The organism is Enterobacter sp. Ap-867 (assembly GCF_011752855.1).
Lineage (GTDB): Bacteria > Pseudomonadota > Gammaproteobacteria > Enterobacterales > Enterobacteriaceae > Cedecea.
This window is the reverse complement of the sequence record NZ_VWWS01000008.1, coordinates 43392-67413: the sequence shown is the minus strand read 5'-3', so window position 1 is coordinate 67413 and position 24022 is coordinate 43392. Positions and strand designations below refer to the sequence as shown.

Genomic DNA, 24022 nt, shown 5'->3' with positions numbered 1-24022 from the left:
CCCGTGTGCTCTTAACCTGAATGCTAACCTGAGGTGATGTATGTCTCGTCTTATCATGCTGTCTAATCGCTGCGAACCAGAACGCGGGCAGCGCGGCGATCCTCTGCTTCCGGTACTTCATGCCGTTCTGAAGAAACATTCGGGCCTGTGGTTTGGCTGGAACGGTGAAATAGCCGCAGGGAACAAGCAGAGAAAAGAGCGTTTTTTCAGTCAGTCGGGCTACCAGCAATACAGCTGGGCGCTGACCCCCAACGAGTATGACAACTTTTACCAGGGCTATATTCATCAGGTGCTGTGGCCGGTTTTCCACAATCGCCCGGATTTGATCCACTATAAAAAAGAGTATTTCACCACCTGGAAAAACTATAACCATGACGTGAAAGCGCGGGTGGCCGCCAAAATCGAGCCTGACGATCTCGTCTGGGTGCAGGACTACCATCTGTTGTTCACCGGCAAGATGCTCAAAGAGGATGGCTACACCAACCGCTACGGCTTTTTCCTGCATCAGCCCTTCCCGCCAGGCGATGTGCTGCGTTCGGTACCTGAACACGACAGCCTGATGCAGGCGCTGTTCAGCTACGATCTGCTCGGCTTTCAGTCGAGCGGAGATGTGAATAATTTCCTCGCCTATGCGCTGCGGTTTTACCGCGTGGAGCGGCTGGCGGATAATCTTATTCAGCTCAACGGGCACATTATCCGGCTGGGGATTTTCCCCTGCGGCGTGGATAAAATCCTGCCGCCGCTTTCGCACACCAACGCCGAAGCGGTGCGGAACTACCCTCGCCAGATTGTGATCAGCAACGACACGATCAGCGATATCAGCGGCGTGCACTGCCACCTGAATACGATGGAAACGTTTCTAAGTTCACACCCGGAGTACCTGCGTGACGTCAGCCTGTTGCAAATCTCTGACGCTTCAAGGGGCTATTCGTGGTCGGCGCGGGATCTCTGCGACCAGCTTGAACACCAGTGCGCAGAAATTAACGCTCGCTTTGGGGATGCGACCTGGTACCCCATCAACTATATTCGCAACCATCTTTGCCACTCCGATTTGATTCACGCGTTTTACCGTAACGCCCACGTGGCGATGTTCACCCCACTTTCTGAGGGGATGAGCCTGGAGGCGAAAGCTTTCGTTCTCGCGCAGGATGCCGAAGACCCCGGCGTACTGATGCTGTCGGCCCTGACCGGCACGGCGGAACAGCTGACGGATGCGGTGTTGATCAACCCCTACGATGCCAACGAAGCAAGCCATGCGCTTTATTCCGCGCTGACGATGCCGCTGCACGAGCGGAAACGCCGCCACCAGCAGCTGCTGGCCAAAGTGGAAAGGTACGACAGCCAGTGGTGGGCCAGAGCTTTCATTGATTCGCTCAGCGCTGCGCCTGCCCCAGCGCCTGCCACAGTGATTCCTTTACGCACTTCCCACCACGGGATTTTTACACCGCAGAATTTGTATTGATGGTTTCCGGTCAGGCTTATGGCAGCAAATACCCGTGATTATGCAGGGTCGGCTAAGGTCCCGTTCACTTCCAGTTCGGTTTGATATGCCATCACAGAGACGGTGAACGGCTCGGGGGAGCCACCGTCACTCCCCCGAGACCCCGGACTCCCGGCCAAATAAATCGACCGCTGAAGCGGCAGACCTCCGTTTTATCTCCCAGTCCTGGGTCGGCTGAGACGCGTTCCCGACGCTCTCAGCCTCCGGCCGTTCCCGACGTCCGGACCCTGGCCAGTCGGAGAGAAAACGGAGGCGATTTAAGCCGGAACCGTGCCTCGCTTTATACCCGCAGCCACACGGAACGTTAACGTTGCTTCAGGTCTCAAAGCCACGCCCTTGTTCCCGGCTCTCAGCGCCCCCGGTTATGACCCAACTCAGGCGGGGTTGAGCTGTCGGGAACAGCGAAAGAGAGCGATCGTCGGGAACGAATCGCGAACGACCCCGAATGTTTGGGTGATAGCCGGTGGGTTTACCGCTTCAGCGGCGATGAGCTCGCCGGGCGCCGGGGGTTGTCAGGGGGCATGGCGTAGTGCCCCCTGACACGTTCACCGTGATCTGAGCGTATATGGGAAATCGATCTACGGGTGAACGGAAAATTGAAAGGTTAAAATAGGGACACCAACCACCTCAAAGAATAAGCAATTAAATACACATACAACAAATACTTACATTAAAAAACCTAGCTAATCCTCGCGCGGATTTTAATCTCAATCGCAATACTGTCATCCACCACGGCCTCAAATTTATCCATATTAAAGGCGGCGCGGGAGATAACCGTTGTGGCACGTAATGAGAGGGCATTTTGGCCTGAAGTTAATGCGGGGGCGTTATCCAGACTCGCCTCCAAAACCACCGGATGCTGAACATTTTTTACCTGCAGCAGGCCGAAAATCCGGTAACGCCCGGCCCCCTGGGCCACAACCCTGGTGCTGCTAAACGAGAGCGTTGGGTAATGTGCGGTATCAAAGAATAGCCCGCTCTGCAGTTGATAAGTCAGCAGGCTGTTTGAAGCCTGCAGCGTTGCGGCCGGGATGCGTACGCTGATGCTGTCGTGCATGTCGTTCCCTGCATCCAGCAAAAGTGAGCCAGTGACGCCGTCGAGGTGCGCCTGAGAAGTCCCGCCAAACGCGCGCCATGAAAGTTCTATCGCCGTTTGCGGCGTAAGGACGCTGTAGCTTTCCGGCGCGGCATAAAGCCAGGGGCTAATCGACAGCCCGAGGATTATTTTGAGAAGAATACGAAGCATGGAGTATTTCCGGTAGCGGACATACTCAGCTAACGTTCCACTGCCGCATTTTATTCATCTTTATTTTATGAGTTTTTTGTTGGTGTGAAATGCTAAACAAGATGCTGTGCCGGTACAAACCCGCTTAAATTGTCGGTGGATTAAATATTCAAGATAGCTTCAAAAACTCATTATTTATTGCTTACAACTGCCGGATCCTATTTTTTCTTTATCTGGATAATATGGCCCTGCCTCAGTTTTCGTCCCAGAAAGTGATGATGCTTAACCAAGGAATATTTGATGAGCAACCGCGCCAACATACCCGATCTCACCGCAGACTTACCCCGCTGGCTGGCTTACATCGACAGCCTTCATTCGCAGGTCATTGATATGGGCCTGGACAGAATCAGGGACGTGGCAGCCAAACTGAATGTCTTACGGCCCGCCCCTTTTGTCTTTTTGGTCGGCGGGACCAACGGCAAAGGCACCACCTGCCATACCCTTGAAAAAGTGCTGATGCTGTCAGGGCACAAAGTGGGCGTCTTCAGCTCCCCCCACATGATGCATTATAAAGAGACCGTGCGCATTCAGGGCCAGGAGCTGTCGGACGCCGCCCACATTGCTGCTTTTGTTGAAATTGAAAAAGCGCGCGAGGCCACGACGCTCACGCCTTTCGAGTTCAATACGCTAGGCGCATTTTGCCTGATGAAATGGGCTCAGGTTGATGTCGCCATCATTGAGGTCGGCATGGGCGGCCGGGACGATGCGACCAACATTCTCACGCCGGATGTCTCTGTGATTACCAACGTGGCACTGGATCATGAAGACTGGCTGGGGAAAGGCACCGAAGCCATCGGCGAAATCAAAGCGGGCATCTTCCGTAGTGGACGTCCGGCGGTGATTGGGCAAGTTCAGGCACCGGCATCATTGCTCCGCTATGCGGAACAGATTGGCGCGATTCCCCATCAGCGTGGCGTCAACTGGCAAGTAACAGACCGTGGAGATGCATGGGCGTTTAGCGATAACCTCGGCGAAATTGCGCCGCTGAGCCAGCCTAAAATGCCACGCGATAACGTGGCTACCGCACTAGCGGCTCTGCGCGTCAGCGGGCTTAAATTTGATCTTACCGCGCTGAGTGACGTCATTGATAAAGCCAATTTGCCGGGCCGTTTTCAAGTCATTAGCCATCAACAGACGGTGATTTTAGATGTGGCGCATAATCCGCATGCTGCGGCATATTTAGCGGAAAGATTGCGTAACTTCCCCATAAAGGGAAAGTACCTTTTTGTAATCGGTATGCTTATTAATAAAGATATCAACGGCACTATTGAACAGTTAAAAGATCTCAACGGAGAGTGGTATTGCTGTGGTATTCAGGCGGGCCCCAGAAGCTCTAAAGCTGAAGATATTGCTCAGTATTTACCGAAGGCAAAAAGCTTCCCGGATATTTTATCCGGCTGGGAAGCGGCTAAAGCTGACGCCAGTATCGACGATGTGATTGTCGTTTGCGGCTCATTCTATTCTGTTGCGCCAGTATTAAACGAGCTAAATCTTGCCAGCGAAAATAATCAGGGAATACGCTAATTTTCAGCGAAGCATTGATTACACCTAAAAAAACAGCCACCTTTAAAGGTGGCTGCATTCTAATAATGCTCTGCTTTATTTCAGCTCAAATTCACCCTGCTGCACGCGGGCAGAATCGAGGCCGATAAACACGTTGAACTTGCCCGGCTCCGCATCGTACTTCATCTTCGCGTTCCAGAACTTCAGGGCGCTGATGTCGATTGGGAAGCTGACCGTCTGGCTTTCACCCGCTTTCAGCGCCACTTTCTTAAAGCCTTTCAGCTCTTTTACCGGGCGGCTCATGGAAGCGGTCACGTCCTGCAGGTACATCTGCACCACGGTTTCCCCTGCGCGGTCGCCGGTGTTGGTAACGGTAACCGACGCTTCAACTTTGCCGTCGCGCTTCATGCTTGGGGCGGAAAGCTTCACATCACCGACTTTAAAGGTGGTGTAGCTCAGCCCGTAGCCAAACGGATACAGCGGCCCGTTGGCTTCATCGAAGTAGCGGGAGGTATATTTGTTCGGTTTTTCCGGATCGTACGGGCGGCCGGTATTCAGGTGGCTGTAGTACGTTGGAATTTGCCCCACGGAGCGTGGGAAGGACATAGGCAGTTTGCCGGACGGGTTGTAGTCGCCGAACAGAATATCAGCGACGGCGTTACCGCCTTCTGTGCCGCCGTACCAGGCTTCCAGCATTGCGTCCGCCTGCTGATCTTCTTTCACCAGCGCCAGAGGACGACCGTTCATCAGCACCAGCACCAGCGGTTTACCGGTAGCCTTCAGGGCGGCAATCAGGTCACGCTGGCTCTGCGGCAGCGTCAGGTTGGTGCGGCTGGAGGCTTCATGCGCCATGCCCTGGGCTTCACCGACCACGGCCACGACTACGTCGGCGTTTTTCGCCGTCTTCACCGCTTCGTCGATCATCGCCTGCGGCGTGCGCGGGTCAACGGTGACCGCCGGTTCGTACTGGTTCAGGAACTCGACGATATCTTTTTCATCAGTAACGTTCGCGCCTTTCGCAAACACCACTTTGCCCTGCTGGCCGACGGCATTTTTGATGCCCTCCAGCGGGGTGACAGACTGCGCGGCCACGCCTGCGGCAGACCAGCTGCCCATCGCGTCACGCTTGCTGTCCGCCAGGGGACCAATCACCGCAATGGTGGAGGTCTTTTTCAGCGGCAGAGTCTGCAGGCGGTTTTTCAGCAGCACCATGCTCTCACGCGCCACTTCACGCGCTTCTTTGCGGTGCAGGCGGCTTTCCGCGTTGGTATCGACCGGGTCAGAATCCTTCGGCCCCAGGTGACTGTACGGATCGTTGAACAGCCCCATGTCGTATTTGACGTTCAGCACGTGGCGAGCGGCGTCATCCAGCTCTTTCATCGGCACCGCACCGCTTTTCACCAGCTCCGGCAGGTACTTGCTGTAATACTCGTCGCTCATGCTCATGTTGATGCCGGAATTGAGCGCAATGCGCACCGCGTCTTTCGGGTCGCTGGCTACGCCGTGCTTGATAAGCTCTTTAATCGCGCCGTGATCGGAGATGGTGATGCCTTTGAATTTCCATTCGTCGCGCAGCAAATCCTTCAGCAACCAGCTGTCGGCGGAAGCCGGCGTACCGTTCAGAGAGTTCAGCGCCACCATCACGCCGCCGCTGCCCGCGTCCAGCGCGGCTTTGTACGGCGGCATGTAGTCGTTGAACAGGCGCTGAGGGCTCATGTCGACGGTGTTGTACTCTTTCCCGCCCTCGACCGCGCCATAGGCGGCGAAGTGTTTCACGCTGGTCATCACCGAGTAGCGATCCGCCGGGCTTTTGCCCTGCATCGCTTCCACCATGGTGCGCCCCATCATCGAGGTCAGGTAGGTGTCTTCACCAAAGCCTTCGGACACGCGGCCCCAGCGCGGATCGCGCGAGACGTCCACCATTGGCGCCCAGGTCATGTTCAGGCCGTCGTCGGCGGCTTCATAGGCGGAAATCCGGCCCACGGTTTTGACCGCATCAAGGTTGAACGAGGACGCCAGGCCGAGGCTTATCGGGAAAACGGTACGCTGGCCGTGCACCACATCGTAGGCGAAGAAGAGAGGAATTTTCAGGCGGCTGAGCTGCATCACCTGGTCCTGCATGGTGCGAATGTCTTCGCGGGTGACGGTGTTGAAAATGGCTCCCACCTGCCCGGCTTTGATCATTTCGCGGATGGCTTCTTTCGGGTTATCCGGGCCGACGCTTATCAAACGCAGCTGACCGATTTTTTCATCGGTGGTCATTTTTTTCAGCAGGTCGGTGACGTAGGCATCACGCGCTTCCGGCGTTAAAGGGTGCGGGCCAAACATTTCGTCGGCCAGCGCAGGCTGCAGCGCCAGGCTTACGGCAATCCCTACAGAACAGAGCCATTTCATCGGATTCACTCTCACAAGCTTTTGTTAAGGCGTGCAGTTTGCCACATCGACATCACGGTAAGAAGAGCGTAGCCAAACCTGGCTGCTGATTTCGTGGAGATTTCCTCGTTACGCTCACGTTTTTCGGCGCTATGCTTAACGACAGGCTTTTTGATGCCATCACAAGGAGTGGATCCATGTCTGTTTTGATGACTTCCGATAATAAAACGCTGATAAACGAACTCTCTCGCCACGTTGGCTCGCACCATGTTTTAACCGACCCGGCCAAAACGGCCCGCTACCGCAAAGGCTTCCGTTCCGGCCAGGGGGAAGCGCTGGCCGTGGTCTTCCCCGGCTCTCTGCTGGAGCTGTGGCGCGTATTAAGCGCCTGCGTCGCGGCGGATAAAATCATTATTATGCAGGCCGCTAATACCGGCCTGACCGAAGGCTCAACGCCCAGCGGCAGCGATTACGATCGCGATATTGTGATTATCAGCACGCTGCGCCTCGACAAGCTGCATCTGCTGGATAAGGGCGAGCAGGTGCTAGCCTACCCAGGCACCACGCTTTACTCGCTGGAAAAAGCGCTGAAACCGCTCGGGCGCGAGCCGCACTCGGTGATTGGATCATCCTGTATTGGCGCTTCGGTCATCGGCGGGATTTGCAACAACTCCGGCGGGTCGCTGGTACAGCGCGGCCCGGCATACACCGAGATGTCGCTTTTCGCGCGCATTGATGAAAGCGGCAAGCTGCAGTTGGTAAACCACCTGGGGATTAACCTTGGCACCACGCCGGAACAAATTCTTGGCGCGCTCGACGATGAGCGCGTGAAAGACAGCGACGTACAGCACGATGGCCGCCACGCTCACGACCACGATTATGTCACCCGCGTGCGCGACGTGGAGGCCGACACGCCCGCGCGTTATAACGCAGATCCGGACCGCCTGTTTGAATCCTCCGGCTGCGCGGGCAAACTGGCGGTCTTCGCCGTCCGCCTCGATACCTTCCAGGCGGAAAAGCGCCAGCAGGTGTTTTACATCGGCACCAACCAGCCCCGCGTGCTGGGCGAAATCCGCCGCCATATTCTGGCCAACTTCGAAAATCTGCCGGTTGCCGGGGAGTATATGCACCGCGATATTTACGACATCGCGGAGAAGTACGGCAAAGACACGTTCCTGATGATCGACAAGCTCGGCACCGACAAAATGCCGTTCTTCTTCACCATGAAAGGACGCACCGATGCGATGCTCGATAAGGTGTCGCTGTTTAAGCCGCACTTTACCGACCGCTTTATGCAGAAGCTCGGCGGCGTTTTCCCGGCGCACCTGCCGGAACGGATGAAAACCTGGCGGGATAAATATCCTCACCACCTGCTGCTGAAAATGGCCGGGGACGGGATCGATGAAGCCAAAGCATGGCTGAGCGAATATTTTAAAACCGCCGAAGGCGACTTCTTCGTTTGTACTGCGGAAGAAGGCAGCAAAGCCTTCCTGCACCGCTTTGCCGCCGCCGGGGCCGCCATCCGCTATCACGCCGTGCATGCGGATGAAGTGGAAGATATTCTGGCGCTGGATATCGCGCTGCGCCGCAACGACGAAGACTGGTTCGAAGAGCTGCCGCCGGAGATCGGCGATAAGCTGATCCACCGTCTCTATTACGGCCACTTTATGTGCCATGTCTTCCATCAGGATTACATCGTCAAAAAAGGCGTGGACGTGCACGAGCTGAAAGAGCAGATGCTGGCGCTGTTGCACGAACGCGGGGCGCAGTACCCCGCCGAGCATAACGTAGGCCATCTCTACAAAGCGCCGGAAACGCTGAAGCAGTTCTACAAGGCCAACGACCCGACCAACAGCATGAATCCTGGAATTGGCAAAACAACCCGGCGTAAAAGCTGGGCCGAAGACGACAGCGTGCAGGAGCACGGCTGACAGAGATAAGTTTCTCCTATGACGGGCAAACTATGTTTCACGCTTTTTTGGGCATAGATTAATGAAGCAGGGTGAAGGCTATCTTCACCCTTTTTCTGCCCAAGGAGCGAAAGATGTCCGCAGTAGAAACTCTGCCTTTCCCTGCCGTACTCATCAGGGAAGCCACCCCCGACGATATCCCCGCGATGACAACGATTTATGCCTGGCACGTGCTGCACGGCAAAGGATCGTTTGAAGAAACCCCGCCTGATGGAAAACAGATGACCGAGCGGCTGGCGGCGGTTCGCGCTCATGGCCTGCCCTGGCTGGTTGCAGTGATTGACAATCAAGTGGTGGGCTACTGCTACGCTACGGTGTACCGCCCTCGCCCCGGCTACCGCTACACGGTAGAAGATTCGGTGTATATCGACGCCGCAATGACCGGACGCGGCATTGGCAAAGCTCTGTTGAGCCAGCTCATCGCGCTGTGTGAAAAAGGGCCCTGGCGGCAGATGATTGCGGTGATTGGCGACGGGGAAAATAATACCGGATCGTGCAAATTACACAGCCAGCACGGGTTTGAAACCGTCGGATGTTTGCGAAGCGTTGGCTTTAAGCTGGGAGACTGGCGGGACACGGTGATGATGCAGCGCCCCCTCAACGGTGGAGACGGGACGCTGCCGGACTGATTACTCTTCTTCTGAACCTGCGGCGGTGTTGCTGGCCATTTGCGCCGCTTTAGAGCGCTTGTAGCTTAACGCCGCCGCCGGAACAGGGGTTACTTTGCCGGTTTCCAGGAAGGAACGCAGGCGGTTGGCGTCGGCGAAGTGGGTGTATTTCCCGAACGCGTCCAGCACCACCAGCGCCACTGGGCGGCCGTTGATGACCGTGCGCATGACCAGGCAGTGGCCTGCGTTATTGGTAAAGCCAGTCTTCGTCAGCTGAATATTCCAGTTTTCACGGTACACCAGATGGTTGGTGTTGCGGAACGGCAGCGTATAAGCCGGGTTGCGGAAGGTGGCCATATCTTCATGCGTGGTGCTGAGCTGGCCCAGCAGAGGGTATTTCTGCGTCGCCACCAGCAGTTTGGTCAGATCGCTCGCGGTTGAGACGTTTTCAATCGACAGGCCGGTCGGCTCCACATAGCGGGTGTGGGTCATGCCGAGGGACTTCGCCTTCGCATTCATCGCGCGAATAAACGCGTCGTAGCCGCCAGGGTAGTGATGTGCCAGGCTCGCCGCCGCACGGTTTTCTGACGACATCAGCGCCAGCAGCATCATGTTTTTGCGGCTGATTTCGCTGTTCAGGCGAACGCGAGAGTAAACGCCCTTCATTTCAGGCGTGTGGCTGATGTCCACTTTCAGCATTTCATCCATCGGCAGATGGGCGTCCAGCACCACCATCGCGGTCATCAGCTTGGTGATGGAGGCAATAGGACGAACCAGATCCGGATGGCTGGAATAGAGAATCTTGTTAGTTTGCAGATCGACAATCATGGCGCTGCCGGAGGCAATCTCCTGACCGGCGCTGGCCGCGTGGGTGGCGACCTTACTGGCCTCTGCCTGCGGGGCAAAAGGCACAGTCATCATCAGCGCAAGGCTGAACAACGATAAACGGATTTTTGTCGGCATGGTGACACTTCTGTAATGATTCCGGAAAAGTAGAGGCTCACCGCTAAGCGTCATCGGGATGACATAAACGTGCGGGGCGCCGGAATCATACTCCGCCGCCCCGCTTGACTGCCAGTTAAGAATCGTAACGTTATATCAAAACTTTCTGTTAATTCGCCCCGTCAGAACAAACGGTAGCCATAACCCCACAGAATCACCGCGACGGCCAGCAGTACTTCCAGCACCAGCACGCCAATGGCCAAGGTTGAGCTGGAAAAACTCATCCCCTCTTCTTTGTCGATGCCGAGGAAGTCCGGCACGCCAACGTAGAGCAGATAGCCGGTGTAGACCAGCGCCAGGGCGCCTACCGCCACGCACAGCCAGACCAGCGGATAAAGTGCCACAATCCCGCTTAAGAACAGCGGCGTGGCCACGTACCCTGCGAAAACCATACAGCGGGCAAGCGACGGACGCTGCGGATAGTTACGCGCCATCCACCAGATAACCCGCCCCATCACCGCGACGCCGCCCAGCATCAGGGCGTAGAAAAGAATGCCCAGATACAGGCCGGTAAACATAGAGAGCTGGACGTAGGTGCCGTCCCCGAAGTTCCAGCCAATTTGCGTGGTGCCGATAAACGCGCAGATGACGGGAATGGCCGCCATCAACAGCACATGGTGAGTGTAGTGATGCGAGACGGATTCGTTCTCGCGCTTAATTTCCTGCATTTCCCGATTAGGATGGGAAAACAATCCCCAGACATGGCTCATACAACCTCCGGACCTGCGGCGCAAATGCTTGCGATACTCCAAGTATAATTCACCTTCAGGTTATTATTTAACCAGACGAAAAATATCTCCGATTCTGTACAAGCCTGGCGGCGATGAGTTGTATGCTTTAGGGAAAATTTCATACCCTAAATAATTCGAGTTGCAGGACAAAAAGACTTTCAGGTCTTTTTGAACAGCGTCTACGCTGACTCCGGAGGGGCCAGGCTTGCCGAGTAACACGGCAAGGCCGGGAATCCTCAGGAGCATAGCTAACTATGTGACTGAGGTGAGCGGATGCAGCCAACGCACCTGCCACTTGAAGTATGACGGGTATACATGGAGGAGAGTCCAGCTTAATGGATATCAATGGCTTAATAGAACAGTATGGCTACGCCGCGCTGATTATCGGCAGTATGGCAGAGGGGGAAACCATCACCCTGCTAGGCGGCGTGGCCGCGCATCAGGGGCTTTTAACCTTTCCATTAGTCGTCCTGTCTGTCGCACTGGGCGGCATGATTGGCGATCAGGTGCTGTTCCTGGTCGGCAGGCATTTCGGCAGCGCCCTGCTGGCTCGCTTTAAGAAGCATCAAAAGAAAGTGGCCAAGGCGCAGGCGCTGATCAACCGCCATCCCTATTTGTTCGTGATTGGCAGCCGCTTTATGTACGGGTTTCGCATCGTCGGGCCGATTATCATCGGCGCCAGCAAGCTGCCGCCAAAGCTGTTTATCCCGCTGAATATCTGCGGGGCTATCCTGTGGGCCACGCTGTTTACGACGCTTGGCTATCTCGGCGGTGAAGTCGTCGGCCCGTGGCTGCACAGCCTGGATACGCACCTGCGCCACTGGATTTGGCTTATTGTTGCCGTGGTGCTGGTCGTGGCCGTCCGCCTGTGGTTCAAGTACCGGCAAAAAGAGGATTAACCCTCTGCTGCGGGCAGCAGCGCCAGCCACGCCCGCAGCAGCAGAAGCGCCTCTTCGCCGCGGCCATCGCGCTGGGCTTTGACTATCGCCCCGTCAATCACCAGCGCCAGCATTGCTGCCTGCTCCCTGCCCTCGGCATTATCGGGCAAATAACCCGCCAGACATTCCACCATTGCCTGCTTGTGGGCCCGGGCAATCGGCAGCGTGTCCGGCAGCGCCTCGGCCATTTCCACCGCCGAGTTGATAAACGCACAGCCGCGAAATGCCTCGTCGTCAAACCAGTTTTGCAAGGTGGCCGCTAACGCTTCCATCAACCCTTTCCCTTCTCCGGTTTGCGCTTCCAGCGTGCGGCTAAACCACGTCATCCAGCGCTGGTGGCGATAGTCCAGAAAGGCACGGATCAGGTCGCCTTTGGCCGGAAAATGCCGGTAGAAGGTCACTTTGGTGACGCTGGCTTCTTTGATGATTCGGTCTATGCCGGTGGCACGAATACCGTCGCGGTAAAACAAGTCGTGTGCGGTGTGCAAAATACGGTCGCGGGCGCCGGGGGTCGCAGCAGTAGGCATGATTTCTCCTGTTAAAAATCTATCATGACGTATGTAGACAAATCTGTCTACCCAGGATAACCTGGAAGAGTAGACAGACCTGTCTACATTTCACAGGAGCAGACCATGACAGTAAAACCCCCGGTTCCCCCGTTTACGCTCGAGACGGCAAAACAAAAAGTTCGCCTGGCAGAGGACGCCTGGAACAGCCGCGATCCTGAACGCGTCTCGCAGGTTTACGCCCTGAATACCCACTGGCGCAACCGCGCCGAGTTTGTTGCTGGCCGTGAAGCCGTCGTCGGTTTTTTAACCCGCAAATGGCAGCGGGAGCTGGACTACCGGCTGATCAAAGAGATCTGGGCACACGACGGGAACCGCATTGCGGTGCGCTTCGCCTACGAATGGCACGATGATTCCGGCAACTGGTTCCGCAGCTTTGGCAACGAAAACTGGGAATTTGATGAACAGGGCCTGATGATTAACCGCCACGCCTGTATCAACGACACGCCAATCAAAGAGAGCGAGCGTGCCTTTTTCTGGCCGCTGGGCCGCCGCCCGGACGATCATCCTGAGCTCAGTCATTTCGGTTTTTAACGGTTTTGCCGCCGGAGCCGGTTTTCTTTCCGGCGGCGTCGCGTCTAAAATTCCTGCTGGCCAATGATGGCCTCAGTGATTAAGAGGATTTATGACGCAAAATATCTATGACGACCCGGCCTTTTTTGCCGGCTATGCCACGCTGGACCGCTCTGTTAAAGGTCTGGATGGCGCGCCTGAATGGGCAAAAGTTCAGGCGATGCTGCCGCCACTGGCGGGCAAGCAGGTGCTGGATTTAGGCTGCGGCTACGGCTGGTTTTGCCGCTATGCAAGAGATGCCGGCGCGGCAAAAACGGTCGGGCTGGATGTATCGACGCTCATGCTCGCCAAAGCCCGTGAAATGACCGAAGGCCCCGGGATCGAATATCGCCTGGAGGATCTTTCCGCCCTGCAACTGCCGGCAAACAGTCTCGATCTGGCCTACAGTTCGCTGGCGCTTCACTACCTGGAAGACATTCGCCCGCTGTTTGCCACGCTTGAACAGGCGCTGATGCCGGGCGGCAAGCTGGTCTTTACCGCCGAGCACCCGATCTATACCGCCCCCGCGACGCAGACCTGGCTGCAGGATCGGGCCGGGCAACGCAGCTGGCCGGTGAATCATTATCAGCAGGAAGGCGAGCGTCTCAGCAACTGGTTTGCCGAAGGCGTGAAGAAGCAGCACCGCAAGCTGGCCACCTGGATTAACGCCCTGATTGAAAGCGGCTTTGTGATTGAAAAGCTCGACGAATGGGGCCCGGAGGCCGAACAAATCGCCCTCAACCCCGGGCTGGCAGAAGAGGCCGAACGACCAATGATCTTCCTGCTCGCGGCAGGTAAACCCCAACGCTAAAGCTCAGTCGTACCCTTTTTTTCGATTATTCCGTCTACGGGGAGGCAACTCCCCCGTCTTCGTATCCTTGCCTATACTCAAAAAGAACCAACTAAAAGGTAAGGAGCGCTAATGAAAATTATTTTATGGGCCATTCTGATTATCTTCCTCATCGGGCTGCTGGTGGTGACCGGCGTATTCAAAATGATCTTTTAAAAACGCGTGGCGCCACGTTGTTGTGGCGCCTTTAGCTATCAATCCGATCTACTGCTGTAGTTTACCGGCACCCAGCGCCAGGCTTTGCCTTCTTGTTTCACATGACCAATTCCCGGGAAAGCAATGTGCGCCGCCGCGACCCAGTCGCCTTCCTGAGCCGCCAGTTTTAACACCTTCTCGCGCGTGGCAACTGCCTGCTGCTGGTTAACATCGAAATGAATCGCCACTTCCGGATCGGGCATCTGCACCGCTTTAGCATGAATAATATCGCCCCACATCAGCATGTTTTGGCCGCCGCGGCTAACACGGTAAATCACGCTACCCGGCGTGTGCCCTGCGGCAGGAATGGCTTCGATGCCCGGAAGGATTTCTGTGGGTGCATGAAAAGTGGTGAGCTTACCGGCGTCAATGACCGGGCGAAGCGAACGTTCAGATTCAGCAAAGGTATGCCGCTGGCCCGGCTCTACGTCGCTGAGGTGTGCGGGGTTGAGCCAGAAATCGACATCTTTCTGCTCCACGCGAACCGTCGCGTTGGGGAAAGCAGGCTTGCCGCGGTATTCCACCCCGCCGGAATGATCGGCATGAATATGGGTCAGCAGCACCAGAGAAATATCTTCAGGGGCAATACCTGCCGCCCGTAAATTCTCCAGCAGGTGCCCACCCGCAGAGCCAAATAATTCCCCGGCTCCCGTATCAACCAGAATCAGTTCGCGCCCTGTATTGATAACAAAGGCATTGATCGACGTTTCTGCGGCGGGCGTCATTGCGTCCTCCGCCATACGCTGGCGTAACTTTTGCGGCGTGATATGCGTCAGCAATTTATCCAGCGGTACGACTACTGTGCCGTCCGACACCGCCGTAATTTGCCAGTCCCCCAGCATCATGCGGTAATATCCAGGCGATTGCTGCTGCGTTATAGCCTGCGGCGTGGCAAGGACAGAAACGGATATTGTGCCGCCTAAAAGCGTTAGCAACATGAGGAAAGTTTTCATTTTATTCTCCAGGCAGGTGTTCAACTTGCCGCCAGTATCCCGTCGGGCGTATCATCACGCCAATTGATTGGAGAAATGATGACTATCAAAGAAAATGATTTCCGCAAAATCGATCTCAACCTGCTGATCGCTTTTGCCGTGCTGTTCCGCGAGCAAAGCGTCTCGCTGGCGGCCGACAAGCTGCACCTCGGGCAGCCTGCGGTCAGCGGCGCGCTGGCAAGATTGCGGGATATGTTCGACGACCCGCTGTTTATTCGCAGCGGCCACCGCATGCAGCCCACCGCGCGCGCAAGCGAACTGCACACCGAGCTGATGCCTCTGCTGGAGCAGCTGCAAAGCGCTCTTTTCCAGCAGGCTGAGTTTTGCCCGGCCAGCGCCAAAGCGACCGTGACCATCGGCATGACCGACTGGGTGGAAATGTGGCTGATGCCAAAACTCATTCCCGCGCTGAAGCAGGACGCGCCGGGGATGCGCATTAACGTTGTCGCCAGCGACCCGTTTACCGACGCCCAAAGGCTGGAAGGTGGCGAGCTGGATATGGCGATCAGCGTGGCGAACCAAAGCGCCCGCTGGCTGGAGCGTGAAGTGTTGACCAGCATGAATTTTGTGACGCTCTGGCACCCACAGCACATCGAGGCCAGTGCACCGCTGCCGCTGGAAGAATATGTCGCCCATCAGCACGTGCTGGTCAGCTATCGTGAAGCCAACAGCAGCCAGATAGACACCCTGCTGGCAAAGCTCGGGCAGACGCGCCATATCAGCTACACCACCCCGCATTTTGCTGCGCTGCCGGGATTGCTGATGCAAATGCCCGCGCTGGCTACCGTGCCGGCAGGATTATCAGCCAGTTGGCAGAAAACCTGGGGTTTGGCTGCAAGCCCGGTTCCGGTAGACGTTCCGCCGTTTGAGGTTGCTTTATTGTGGCATCAGCGCCATAACAGCGATGCCGCGCTGATGTGGCTGCGCGGGTTTATTCAGCGGCTGGTGAATGTGGCGTAATAGAGCAGAAAGGGAAGAGGGAAAACGTATTTTCCCTCTTTTAGTCTGACGACAAACTGGCTTTATTTCCGCGGCTTAGCGCTTCAGGCTGCCGCCATTCGTGGCAATCACCTCTTTATACCAGTGGAAGCTTTTCTTTCTCGATCGCGCAAGCGTGCCGTGCCCCTGGTCATCGCGATCAACGTAGATAAACCCGTAGCGTTTCGACAGTTCGGCTTTCGACGCACTAACCAGATCGATTGGCCCCCAGCTGGTGTAGCCCATCACGTCTACGCCGTCCTCAATCGCCTCACCCACCTGCACCAGATGATCGTTCAAATAGCTGATGCGGTAATCGTCGTTGACCGTGCCGTCAGCTTCGGGCTTATCTTTCGCCCCCAGGCCGTTTTCGACAATAAACAGCGGTTTCTGGTAGCGATCCCACAGCATATTGAGCAGGATGCGCATGCCAGTCGGGTCAATTTGCCAGCCCCATTCAGACGCTGGCAAATGCGGGTTTGGCACCATGCTGAGAATATTGCTGCGGGATTTCGCGTTAAGTTCTGCATCTGCCGTCACGCAGCCGGTCATGTAATAGCTGAATGAGATAAAATCGACGGTGTTTTTCAGAAGCTCGCGGTCGTTCTCGCTGATTTCAAGCTGAATACCGTTATCGCGGAAATAGCGCTGCATATAGCCAGGATAACGGCCCCGACACTGGACGTCGCCGAAGAACAGCCAGCTGCGGTTTTCCTGCAGCGTTTCCAGCACGTCTTCCGGTTTACAGGTGAGCGGGTACATCAGGCCGCCCAGCAGCATATTGCCGATTTTCGCCTCCGGGATAATTTCGTGGCAGGCTTTCACCGCCAGGCTGCTGGCAACCAGCTGATGATGGATAGCCTGATAAATTTCGCCTTTGTTCGGCTCGCCTTCCAGCCCGACGCCGGTCAGCGGCGCATGAAGCGACATGTTGATTTCATTGAAGGTCAGCCACAGCTTCACTTTATGCTTATAGCGGGTGAAAACACAGCGGGCGTAACGCTCAAAGTAGTCAATGACTTTGCGATTGCCCCAGCCACCGTATTGCTTCACCAGCCACCACGGCATTTCGTAGTGAGACAAGGTCACCATCGGCTGAATCCCGTGCTGCGCCAGCTCATCAAACAGTTTGTCGTAATACGCCAGCCCGGCTTCATTTGGCTCAGACTCGTCGCCCTGCGGAAAAATGCGCGTCCAGGCGATGGAAATACGCAGGCAGCTAAATCCCATTTCGGCAAACAGCGCAATGTCCTGCGGGTAGCGGTGGTAAAAATCGATGGCGATATCTTTAATGCCGCTGTCTCCCGGCACGCGCTCCTTCAATGGGCCAAATACCCCCTGCTGCATGACATCCGAGGTAGAAATGCCCTTTCCGCCCTCCTGCCACGCGCCTTCAACCTGGTTTGCGGCGATAGCCCCGCCCCACAGAAATGTCTTCGGAAATGCTGTCATGTCACTCTCCTTTGCTTAACGTTCTACCGTCAGGAACGGCATACCTGAATTGATGCTGGACTGCTGCGTCACACGGGTGACTGCCCGGTAATCCTCGCTATTGCTGACAATTATCGGCGTAGCGAGGTCGTACCCGGCGGCGAGGATGGCCTCGCGGTCAAAGGTAATGAGCAGATCGCCGGGTTTAATTTTGTCTCCCGGCTGGACGTGGGCAGTGAAGTGCTGCCCCTCCAGCTTCACCGTGTCGATGCCAATATGGATTAAGACTTCAATGCCGCTGTCGCTCAGCAAGCCAATGGCATGCCGGGTCTGAAATAGCGAGGCGACTTCGCCGTAAAACGGCGCGCGGACTTCGTTTGTCAGTGGAATAATGGCCGCGCCCTTACCCAACAGCCCCTCGGCAAACGTAGCATCAGGGACCTGGTCCATCGCCAGTACCGTGCCGCTCATCGGTGACAGAATGTCTTCATCTCCGGCAATGGCCGTGGGTGATGATGAAGCTGGCGCGCTGCGCGGCAGACCAAAAGCCCAGGTCAGCGCGCAGGCCAGCAGCAGTGATAACAGAGTACCGATGATGGCCCCCCACACGGTGCTGTCCATGCCGCCCGGTGGAAGCATCTGCGCCAGGCTGAAAATACTCGCCAGCCCGAAGGAATAAAGATGGCTTTGGCTAAAGCCGACAATGGCCCCACCAATGCCCCCGGCGATGCAGCCAAAAATGAAGGGACGGCGGTTAGGCAGCGTCACGCCATACACCGCTGGTTCAGTGATACCGAAGATCCCCGCGGTCACCGCTGAGCCCGACAGAACTTTGAGCTTTGCATCACGCGTAGAGAGAAAGACCCCCAGCGCGGCACCGACCTGCCCCATTACCGCCGGCAGCAGGAGCGGCATCAGCGTGTCCTGCCCCAGTACGCTGAGGTTGTTGATCATGATAGGAACCAGGCCCCAGTGCAGGCCAAAGATCACGCAGACCTGCCAGATAGCCCCCATGACGGTGCCCGCCAGCCACGGCGCAAAGGCATAAATGGCCTGATAGCCGTGGGCCAGCATTTGGCTCAGCCAGGTTGCTGCCGGCCCAATAATCAGGAAAGTCAGCGGCACTACGGCACCCAGGCAAACCAGAGGCGTGAAAAAGTTCTTCATGGCTGCCGGGAATACCTTATTGCAACGTTTTTCCAGCCAGCAACTCACCCAGGCGGCAAAGATAATTGGGATCACCGAGGAGCTGTAGTTGATAAAGGTGACGGGCAGACCAAGAAAACGTTCAGACTGAGAGGCAGATTCGAAAGCCTGCATAATCAGCGGATGCGTAAGTGCGCCCCCGATGGCCATGGTCAAAAAGGGACTGCCACCAAATTTTTTCCCGGCCGTGTAACCGAGTACCAACGGGAAGAAGTAAAACAGCGAATCGCTGGCAGCGAACCAGATTTTATAGGTCGCAGACTCGGCATTTAGCCAGCCGCAAACGACGCTGAGCGCCAGCATCCCTTTCAGGATACCTGAGGCAGCCATCACGCCCAGGAAAGGAGTAAAAATTGCCGAAACGATATCGATAAGCCGGTTCAATAAGTTGCTTTTTTCGCCCTGGATTTCTTTTGTTACGGCCTCTTCTCTGATGCCTGCCGCAACGCAGACCGCCGTATAAACATCGTGAACGTGGTTGCCAATCACAACCTGGAATTGCCCCCCGCTCTCCACCACCGTGATAACACCCGGGTTGCTTTTCAGCGCCTGAGGCTCTGCGAGCGAGGAGTCATTCAGTTTGAAACGCAGCCTGGTCGCACAGTGCACCAGACTGACGATGTTTTCCTTGCCACCGACATGTTTCAGGATAGCCTGCGCCAGCCCTTGATAGTCCATAACCCTGTTCCTTTTACGTCCCGCCCGCGGGCGATGTCTGCTGAGTAAAGTTAAAAAAAAACCTGAGCCAGCCGCCCCGCAGGGAAGCTAACGCTCAGGTTTTGCCTGCCGAAGCAGTCACAATCCGTTTTGTTATTTAAGCCTTGCGGCTCTCTTTGCGCACTCGCTCAATATGGATAGCGAGGAACATAATTTCTTCGTTGGTCAGCTCGCGCTGGTAGCTTTTGGCCAGATGCCGCTGAAGTTTCTCTGCACAGCGCCACGCCAACGGGTAGTTATCTTTCACCGCCGCATGCAGAGCTTCATCATCATCCGCCACGGTGGTGCGGTTCAGCATTCTTTGAGCAAAAAACTTCAAATGCGTGACAAAGCGCTGGTAGCTCAGACTCTCGGTCTGGTATTCAATTTGCAGCTGGTACTTCACGATATGCAGGATCTCCTGCATTACGCGGGTGATATCCATCACCTCCGGCATTTCGCCTTCAAGCTGGGCGGTCACCAGATGCAGCGCGATAAACCCCGCTTCATCTTCAGCAAGCAGTACGCCGAGACGCCGGTGAATAATGCCAATGGCTTCCAGCCCGAGAGCAAACTCTTTGGGATATAACCGCTTGATTTCCCACAACAGCACGTTGCGTATCGCCATGCCTTTTTTCTGCCGCTCAATCGCGAAGTGGCAGTGATCCGTCAGCGAAATATAGAGACTTTCCTGTAGCTTACCGAGGCGTTCGCGTGCCAGTTGAATAATACGATCGCAGGCGGTCATCACCTCCAGCGGGATCTGGTTTAGCAGCTCGCTTAATCTCGCCACCAGCTCATCGCTTTGCAGGGCAAACACTTTTTCTATTTGGCTGCGATCGAGGTTATCTCCGGGCTTTTTTTGGAAGCCCAGCCCCTTCCCCATCACCACCTGTTCGCGCTGGTGCTCGTCGAGAATAACCACTACGTTATTGTTCAGTATCTTGGCGATTTCCATGGTTACCCCAGAAACAAAAAAACCTGACCTCTGGCAGAGCCAGATGATCAGGTTTTGCCTGCTAAGCGCAGTAACAATCCAACATATGCACTCTATCACGGAGGATATATCGCTCAAGCTCGTAGGGCGAAAACCGTGATAGCGATCGCGACACTGCCTGACTAGTTAGCCGCGGTTTCTGCTGCAAACAGTTTGCGATACTGTTCGTCAAACTGCGGCGCATTCCACTCTCCGTCAAAGACGGTCCAGGTAATATATCCGCGGTTTAGCCAGCCGGTATCGGTATCAGCGTCCACCGGCGTCAACACTTTCTCACTCATGATTTGCTGTGCTTTACCGTCAGGCAACAGTTTGTAGTAGTGCTGAGGCACCGGATTTTGCTCATTTTCAACAAATTTCATGCCCTTAATGGCCTGCTTTTCTAACGGCGGATAGTTAATGCTTAACCCCGAACCGGCGGGTAGCAGCGGCTGACCCGGTTGCCAGGTTTTCGCGAGCGTATCCACAAGGCCAACCACGTAGTCGACTGAGTCCGGCCAGAATTTATGCGTACTTGGCCACCCGGCCTTCATCTCCTGCTCGTTGAGAATATAGCCAATACTGGCGGCAATCGACGGATAACCATACCGAACCGCGCGGGCTGCGGCACCGATGGTGCCAGAGTTCAGCTGTGCAACGCCGGTATTGGGACCGTCGTTCACGCCGGAGATAACCAGGTCCGGCGGCGTATCTTTCATCACGCCCAGCACGCCGAAGTCAAGGGCGTCGGCGGGGGTGCCAGGGAAGCAGTAGCGCTTGTCGGCCACCTTTTTAACGTCGAATATTTTATTCGGCTTAAAGGTAATGGCCGAACCAATACCACTTTGATTGGTGGACGGCGCCACCATCCAGACGTCATATCCTTTGGCCGCCAGCTTCTCCTGCAGTGAGGTTGTCCCAACCGACTCACAGCCATCATCATTGACGACCAGAATACGCATGGGGCGCTCAGCGGCAAAAGCGGAACCTGCAACTAACGTGAGCACCAGACCGGCGATGATGTTCTTTTTCATATTCACTCCTTATTCATGACGTAATCAAAATAAATTAAACCGATATTCAACGCGTACGCTTCCCCCTACGCCTTTCGCACGGCGGAAACTATGATTGTTTTCGTCCAGGGATGGCATTCTGCCAGGCGTTAATTTCCAGCTATAGCTCGGCCCAAACCCGGCGAATACGTTCAGACCTTTAACCTGCGGACTATGCCAGAGAAAATAACCCCCATACTCCCACTCTTTTAAATCAACACCTTTGTATTGCATGCCAAAACCATAATTGCCGTAGATGCCCACTAATAATTCAGGCAAGATCTGATACTGGCTGTATAAATACAGCATTTGTTCACCGTCATTAATGTAGTCATTGCCCTCGCCATCGGCTTTGCTATTAAAGGCACCCCGGGTGTTTTTACCAAAGTGCCAATAAAAATGGCCTAAACCGTTATCCAGCGGCGCTCGGGTGTATGACCAACCGAGGCCAGATTCCGCTCGCCCGTATTGATAGCCGACAAGGGCAAAAAGATGTTGTGCGCTGCGGCTGAACCCTCGAGCCCCCTCCCAATCGCTGAGGCCCCGAGCATAGTAGTAAGTGCTTCGTGCCAGGAGATTGAAATCTTTACTAAGCGGCACCGCGGCATTCGCTTCAAGCCCGTGGCGGAGAAGATAGCTGTCGCTCTCGGCGGCAATATAGCTGATTTTACTACCTTTTTCCGGAGACCAGCTCAGTTCACTGGTCGCAATGTAGTCAATTTGCTTGTTAGTTTTGAGGGTACGAAAGCGGCGTTTTTCTGGCTCATCGCGCTCAGAAAAGCGGTTCACAACGGCGGCCTTTGCGCTAAAATCGTCCCACGCAAACTCGGCGCTAACGCCTTCCCAGGTACTGGGGGCGGCACGGCTGCGGGTGACGTTTAACGCGCCGAATTTATAGAGTTGACGCCAGCCAGCCCAAAGAGAGAGATGCCGCTCAGCGTCGCCCCATCGCGCTTTGGCGTACAGTTGCCCAAGCTTATTGAAGCCTTCTGCTTTGCCGTTTTTGTCCCGCAACAAGTCTCTACCGTAGAAGGCATCGTTGGCGTACAGCTTCGCTACGCCATACCACGAGGCATCGACCCCTACGTGATCCCACAGCCAGCCGCTTTGCCAGTCCAGATGCACCGCCTGAGCCCAGGCGTTCTGATCGCCAATCCCCTGGTCCGCCATTGCATCGGTGGTATTCAACATCCAGACATTTTTTAAGGTGGCATCGAGATGGCTGTTCGTCAGCAGGCCACCGTCATAGTGAGCATAGCTCGCCAACGCATCGGGCATACCTCCCAAGGCAAACAGCAGCATCATGCCACCGGTTATTTTTGTGCGTGAGTACATGATAAACGTCCCTTGTTTTAATAAAAAAAAAGCAAAAAAAAACCTAAATTCATTTCCCGACACGCGGAGAATGAATTTAGGTTTTGCCTGTTAAACAGTAGCAATCCTTGGTGTAATTTTCGGGGCTATAGTGGCATCATGCTGAAACCAGCTCCAGCACTAAATAAAATAAAAATGAAATTTTGTGAACTCTATTCAGGAAATAATGAAAGAAGATAAATTAATTTAGAGAAAATGCCCGCCAATTAAAAGTTCAATTAACGGGTTATCTAAAAGAAATTATTTTAACGCGCCAATAACATTGGCGATTTCACCGGACGTTTTTAACGTGCGAATGAGGGTAAACAGCTCCGTTGCTTCGGCGTATTCTTTACGCAAATAACCAAGCCACTGTTTAATCCTTGCCACGTGATACAGCCCGGTATCGCCCTGCTTTTCGAGACGGCTGTATTTTTGCAACAGCGTAACAACCTCGGCCCACGGCATTCGCGCTTCGTTGTATTTGATAACCCGGCTCAGGTTTGGCACATTCAGCGCCCCGCGCCCAATCATCACCGAATCACATCCCGTAGCCGCAAGGCAATCCTGTGCGCTTTGCCAGTCCCAGATTTCGCCGTTAGCGATGACCGGGATCGACAGCCGCTGACGAATCTCACCGATGGCCCCCCAGTTGATCAGCTCAGCTTTGTAGCCGTCTTCTTTAGTACGTCCGTGAACCACCAGCTCTGTCGCCCCCGCCTGCTGCACGGCATCAGCAATTTCAAACTGACGCGCACCGCTGTCCCAGCCGAGGCGAATTTTTACCGTAACCGGCAAATGCGCTGGCACAGCCTCACGCATGGCTTTCGCGCCGCGGTAAATGAGCTCGGGATCTTTGAGCAAAGTCGCCCCGCCGCCGCTGCCGTTAACCAGCTTTGACGGACAGCCGCAGTTTAAGTCCACGCCCCAGGAGCCGAGTTCGACCGCACGAGCTGCGTTCTCAGCCAGCCACTGCGGGTATTGCCCAAGAAGCTGGACGCGAACCAGCGTACCGGATGGCGTGCGGCTGGCGTGATCGAGTTCGGGGCAAAGTTTGAGGAAAGATTTAACCGGCAACAGCTGATCGACCACGCGAAGAAATTCGGTGATACAGAGATCGTAGTCGTTAACCTCGGTAAGAAGTTCGCGAACTAACGAGTCGAGAACGCCTTCCATCGGGGCAAGAAGAACACGCATGACGCATCCGATAATATGTGTGGAGTTTTCCCCTCGCCCCGACTCTCTCCCGAGAGGGGAGAGGCGG

Annotated in this window: 21 protein-coding genes; 9 read left to right on the top strand and 12 right to left on the bottom strand. The window is 55.4% G+C overall.

The features are described 5' to 3' along the window. The first annotated feature begins 40 nt into the window (after window positions 1-40). Window positions 41-1462 (top strand): alpha,alpha-trehalose-phosphate synthase (UDP-forming), encoded by a 1422-nt coding sequence (locus F3J26_RS18795; RefSeq protein WP_166995387.1) that lies wholly within the window; start codon window positions 41-43, stop codon window positions 1460-1462. Between the two features lie 718 nt (window positions 1463-2180). On the opposite strand, the gene F3J26_RS18790 is transcribed toward F3J26_RS18795, so the two are convergent. Further along, on the bottom strand, window positions 2181-2747 hold the full coding sequence (locus F3J26_RS18790; RefSeq protein ID WP_166995385.1) for a YceI family protein: 567 nt from the start codon (window positions 2745-2747) through the stop codon (window positions 2181-2183). Window positions 2748-3026: 279 nt separating this feature from the next. Here F3J26_RS18790 and folC point away from each other — a divergent pair, with 279 nt between their 5' ends. Then, the gene (gene folC, locus F3J26_RS18785; protein WP_166995383.1) at window positions 3027-4310 is read left to right on the top strand and encodes a bifunctional tetrahydrofolate synthase/dihydrofolate synthase; all 1284 of its coding nucleotides are present in this window, start codon (window positions 3027-3029) and stop codon (window positions 4308-4310) included. Window positions 4311-4385: 75 nt separating this feature from the next. Here folC and bglX read toward each other — a convergent pair whose 3' ends face one another. Then, a complete protein-coding gene (gene bglX / locus F3J26_RS18780; RefSeq protein ID WP_166995381.1) occupies window positions 4386-6683 on the bottom strand; it encodes a beta-glucosidase BglX in 2298 nt (765 codons plus the stop codon). A 176-nt stretch (window positions 6684-6859) separates the two neighbouring features. On the opposite strand from bglX, the gene dld reads away from it, so the two are divergent. Together dld and F3J26_RS18770 are read left to right on the top strand one after the other, a co-directional pair. After that, entirely contained in the window at window positions 6860-8593 is a 1734-nt protein-coding gene (dld, locus tag F3J26_RS18775; RefSeq protein WP_008456324.1) for a D-lactate dehydrogenase, read from the top strand. Between the two features lie 113 nt (window positions 8594-8706). Further along, window positions 8707-9261, top strand: a complete 555-nt coding sequence (locus F3J26_RS18770) for a GNAT family N-acetyltransferase (RefSeq protein WP_166995379.1) — start codon at window positions 8707-8709, stop codon at window positions 9259-9261. On the opposite strand, the gene pbpG is transcribed toward F3J26_RS18770, so the two are convergent. Together pbpG and F3J26_RS18760 are read right to left on the bottom strand one after the other, a co-directional pair. Next, window positions 9262-10203 carry a D-alanyl-D-alanine endopeptidase gene (gene pbpG / locus F3J26_RS18765; protein WP_166866045.1) on the bottom strand — a complete coding sequence of 314 codons (942 nt, stop codon included), beginning with the start codon at window positions 10201-10203 and terminating at the stop codon, window positions 9262-9264. Window positions 10204-10364: 161 nt separating this feature from the next. Next, the gene (locus tag F3J26_RS18760) at window positions 10365-10952 is read right to left on the bottom strand and encodes a Yip1 family protein (RefSeq protein WP_008456316.1); all 588 of its coding nucleotides are present in this window, start codon (window positions 10950-10952) and stop codon (window positions 10365-10367) included. A gap of 356 nt (window positions 10953-11308) precedes the next feature. On the opposite strand from F3J26_RS18760, the gene F3J26_RS18755 reads away from it, so the two are divergent. Further along, complete coding sequence (locus tag F3J26_RS18755; protein ID WP_008456314.1) at window positions 11309-11872, top strand: DedA family protein; 564 nt, start codon at window positions 11309-11311, stop codon at window positions 11870-11872. Here the strand turns inward: F3J26_RS18755 and F3J26_RS18750 are convergent. Then, a complete protein-coding gene (locus F3J26_RS18750) occupies window positions 11869-12438 on the bottom strand; it encodes a TetR/AcrR family transcriptional regulator (RefSeq protein ID WP_166995377.1) in 570 nt (189 codons plus the stop codon). The two genes, F3J26_RS18755 and F3J26_RS18750, sit on opposite strands and share 4 nt — an antisense overlap. Window positions 12439-12543: 105 nt before the next feature. Between F3J26_RS18750 and F3J26_RS18745 the strand changes: the two genes are divergently transcribed. The 3 genes from F3J26_RS18745 (at window position 12544) to yohP (ending at window position 14035) form a co-directional block, all read left to right on the top strand. After that, entirely contained in the window at window positions 12544-13011 is a 468-nt protein-coding gene (locus tag F3J26_RS18745; RefSeq protein WP_166995375.1) for a nuclear transport factor 2 family protein, read from the top strand. 91 nt (window positions 13012-13102) lie between these two features. Next, on the top strand, window positions 13103-13840 hold the full coding sequence (locus tag F3J26_RS18740; RefSeq protein ID WP_166995373.1) for a methyltransferase domain-containing protein: 738 nt from the start codon (window positions 13103-13105) through the stop codon (window positions 13838-13840). 111 nt (window positions 13841-13951) lie between these two features. Continuing rightward, on the top strand, window positions 13952-14035 hold the full coding sequence (gene yohP, locus F3J26_RS18735; protein ID WP_008456306.1) for a small membrane protein YohP: 84 nt from the start codon (window positions 13952-13954) through the stop codon (window positions 14033-14035). Between the two features lie 38 nt (window positions 14036-14073). Here yohP and F3J26_RS18730 read toward each other — a convergent pair whose 3' ends face one another. Beyond that, window positions 14074-15027: an MBL fold metallo-hydrolase gene (locus F3J26_RS18730; RefSeq protein WP_166995371.1), complete on the bottom strand. Its 954-nt coding sequence runs from the start codon at window positions 15025-15027 to the stop codon at window positions 14074-14076. 78 nt (window positions 15028-15105) lie between these two features. Here F3J26_RS18730 and F3J26_RS18725 point away from each other — a divergent pair, with 78 nt between their 5' ends. After that, complete coding sequence (locus F3J26_RS18725) at window positions 15106-16026, top strand: LysR substrate-binding domain-containing protein (RefSeq protein WP_166995556.1); 921 nt, start codon at window positions 15106-15108, stop codon at window positions 16024-16026. A gap of 75 nt (window positions 16027-16101) precedes the next feature. Here the strand turns inward: F3J26_RS18725 and F3J26_RS18720 are convergent, their stop codons facing one another. The 6 genes from F3J26_RS18720 to dusC form a co-directional block, all read right to left on the bottom strand. Beyond that, window positions 16102-17496: a 6-phospho-beta-glucosidase gene (locus tag F3J26_RS18720; RefSeq protein WP_166995369.1), complete on the bottom strand. Its 1395-nt coding sequence runs from the start codon at window positions 17494-17496 to the stop codon at window positions 16102-16104. Between the two features lie 15 nt (window positions 17497-17511). After that, window positions 17512-19359, bottom strand: coding sequence for a PTS beta-glucoside transporter subunit IIABC (gene bglF, locus F3J26_RS18715; RefSeq protein ID WP_166995367.1), 1848 nt, complete (start codon window positions 19357-19359; stop codon window positions 17512-17514). Between the two features lie 136 nt (window positions 19360-19495). Then, window positions 19496-20335 carry a BglG family transcription antiterminator LicT gene (gene licT, locus F3J26_RS18710; protein ID WP_008456295.1) on the bottom strand — a complete coding sequence of 280 codons (840 nt, stop codon included), beginning with the start codon at window positions 20333-20335 and terminating at the stop codon, window positions 19496-19498. Window positions 20336-20496: 161 nt separating this feature from the next. Next, window positions 20497-21387 (bottom strand): 5'/3'-nucleotidase SurE, encoded by an 891-nt coding sequence (surE, locus tag F3J26_RS18705; protein WP_166995365.1) that lies wholly within the window; start codon window positions 21385-21387, stop codon window positions 20497-20499. A 24-nt stretch (window positions 21388-21411) separates the two neighbouring features. Continuing rightward, on the bottom strand, window positions 21412-22740 hold the full coding sequence (locus F3J26_RS18700) for an OprD family outer membrane porin (protein WP_166995363.1): 1329 nt from the start codon (window positions 22738-22740) through the stop codon (window positions 21412-21414). Window positions 22741-23019: 279 nt separating this feature from the next. Further along, window positions 23020-23955 (bottom strand): tRNA dihydrouridine(16) synthase DusC, encoded by a 936-nt coding sequence (dusC, locus tag F3J26_RS18695; RefSeq protein WP_166995361.1) that lies wholly within the window; start codon window positions 23953-23955, stop codon window positions 23020-23022. Window positions 23956-24022: the final 67 nt, after the last annotated feature.

Bases quoted from the DNA above. Each gene is read 5' to 3' on its own strand.
- dusC (WP_166995361.1), bottom strand. From the start codon at position 23,955: ATGCGTGTTCTTCTTGCCCCGATGGAAGGCGTTCTCGACTCGTTAGTT.
- F3J26_RS18730 (WP_166995371.1), bottom strand. From the start codon at position 15,027: ATGAAAACTTTCCTCATGTTGCTAACGCTTTTAGGCGGCACAATATCC.
- licT (WP_008456295.1), bottom strand. From the start codon at position 20,335: ATGGAAATCGCCAAGATACTGAACAATAACGTAGTGGTTATTCTCGAC.
- F3J26_RS18700 (WP_166995363.1), bottom strand. From the start codon at position 22,740: ATGTACTCACGCACAAAAATAACCGGTGGCATGATGCTGCTGTTTGCC.
- F3J26_RS18795 (WP_166995387.1), top strand. From the start codon at position 41: ATGTCTCGTCTTATCATGCTGTCTAATCGCTGCGAACCAGAACGCGGG.
- pbpG (WP_166866045.1), bottom strand. From the start codon at position 10,203: ATGCCGACAAAAATCCGTTTATCGTTGTTCAGCCTTGCGCTGATGATG.
- F3J26_RS18745 (WP_166995375.1), top strand. From the start codon at position 12,544: ATGACAGTAAAACCCCCGGTTCCCCCGTTTACGCTCGAGACGGCAAAA.
- bglX (WP_166995381.1), bottom strand. From the start codon at position 6,683: ATGAAATGGCTCTGTTCTGTAGGGATTGCCGTAAGCCTGGCGCTGCAG.
- F3J26_RS18755 (WP_008456314.1), top strand. From the start codon at position 11,309: ATGGATATCAATGGCTTAATAGAACAGTATGGCTACGCCGCGCTGATT.
- F3J26_RS18750 (WP_166995377.1), bottom strand. From the start codon at position 12,438: ATGCCTACTGCTGCGACCCCCGGCGCCCGCGACCGTATTTTGCACACC.
- yohP (WP_008456306.1), top strand. From the start codon at position 13,952: ATGAAAATTATTTTATGGGCCATTCTGATTATCTTCCTCATCGGGCTG.
- surE (WP_166995365.1), bottom strand. From the start codon at position 21,387: ATGAAAAAGAACATCATCGCCGGTCTGGTGCTCACGTTAGTTGCAGGT.
- F3J26_RS18740 (WP_166995373.1), top strand. From the start codon at position 13,103: ATGACGCAAAATATCTATGACGACCCGGCCTTTTTTGCCGGCTATGCC.
- F3J26_RS18725 (WP_166995556.1), top strand. From the start codon at position 15,106: ATGACTATCAAAGAAAATGATTTCCGCAAAATCGATCTCAACCTGCTG.
- folC (WP_166995383.1), top strand. From the start codon at position 3,027: ATGAGCAACCGCGCCAACATACCCGATCTCACCGCAGACTTACCCCGC.
- F3J26_RS18790 (WP_166995385.1), bottom strand. From the start codon at position 2,747: ATGCTTCGTATTCTTCTCAAAATAATCCTCGGGCTGTCGATTAGCCCC.
- F3J26_RS18760 (WP_008456316.1), bottom strand. From the start codon at position 10,952: ATGAGCCATGTCTGGGGATTGTTTTCCCATCCTAATCGGGAAATGCAG.
- F3J26_RS18720 (WP_166995369.1), bottom strand. From the start codon at position 17,496: ATGACAGCATTTCCGAAGACATTTCTGTGGGGCGGGGCTATCGCCGCA.
- bglF (WP_166995367.1), bottom strand. From the start codon at position 19,359: ATGGACTATCAAGGGCTGGCGCAGGCTATCCTGAAACATGTCGGTGGC.
- dld (WP_008456324.1), top strand. From the start codon at position 6,860: ATGTCTGTTTTGATGACTTCCGATAATAAAACGCTGATAAACGAACTC.
- F3J26_RS18770 (WP_166995379.1), top strand. From the start codon at position 8,707: ATGTCCGCAGTAGAAACTCTGCCTTTCCCTGCCGTACTCATCAGGGAA.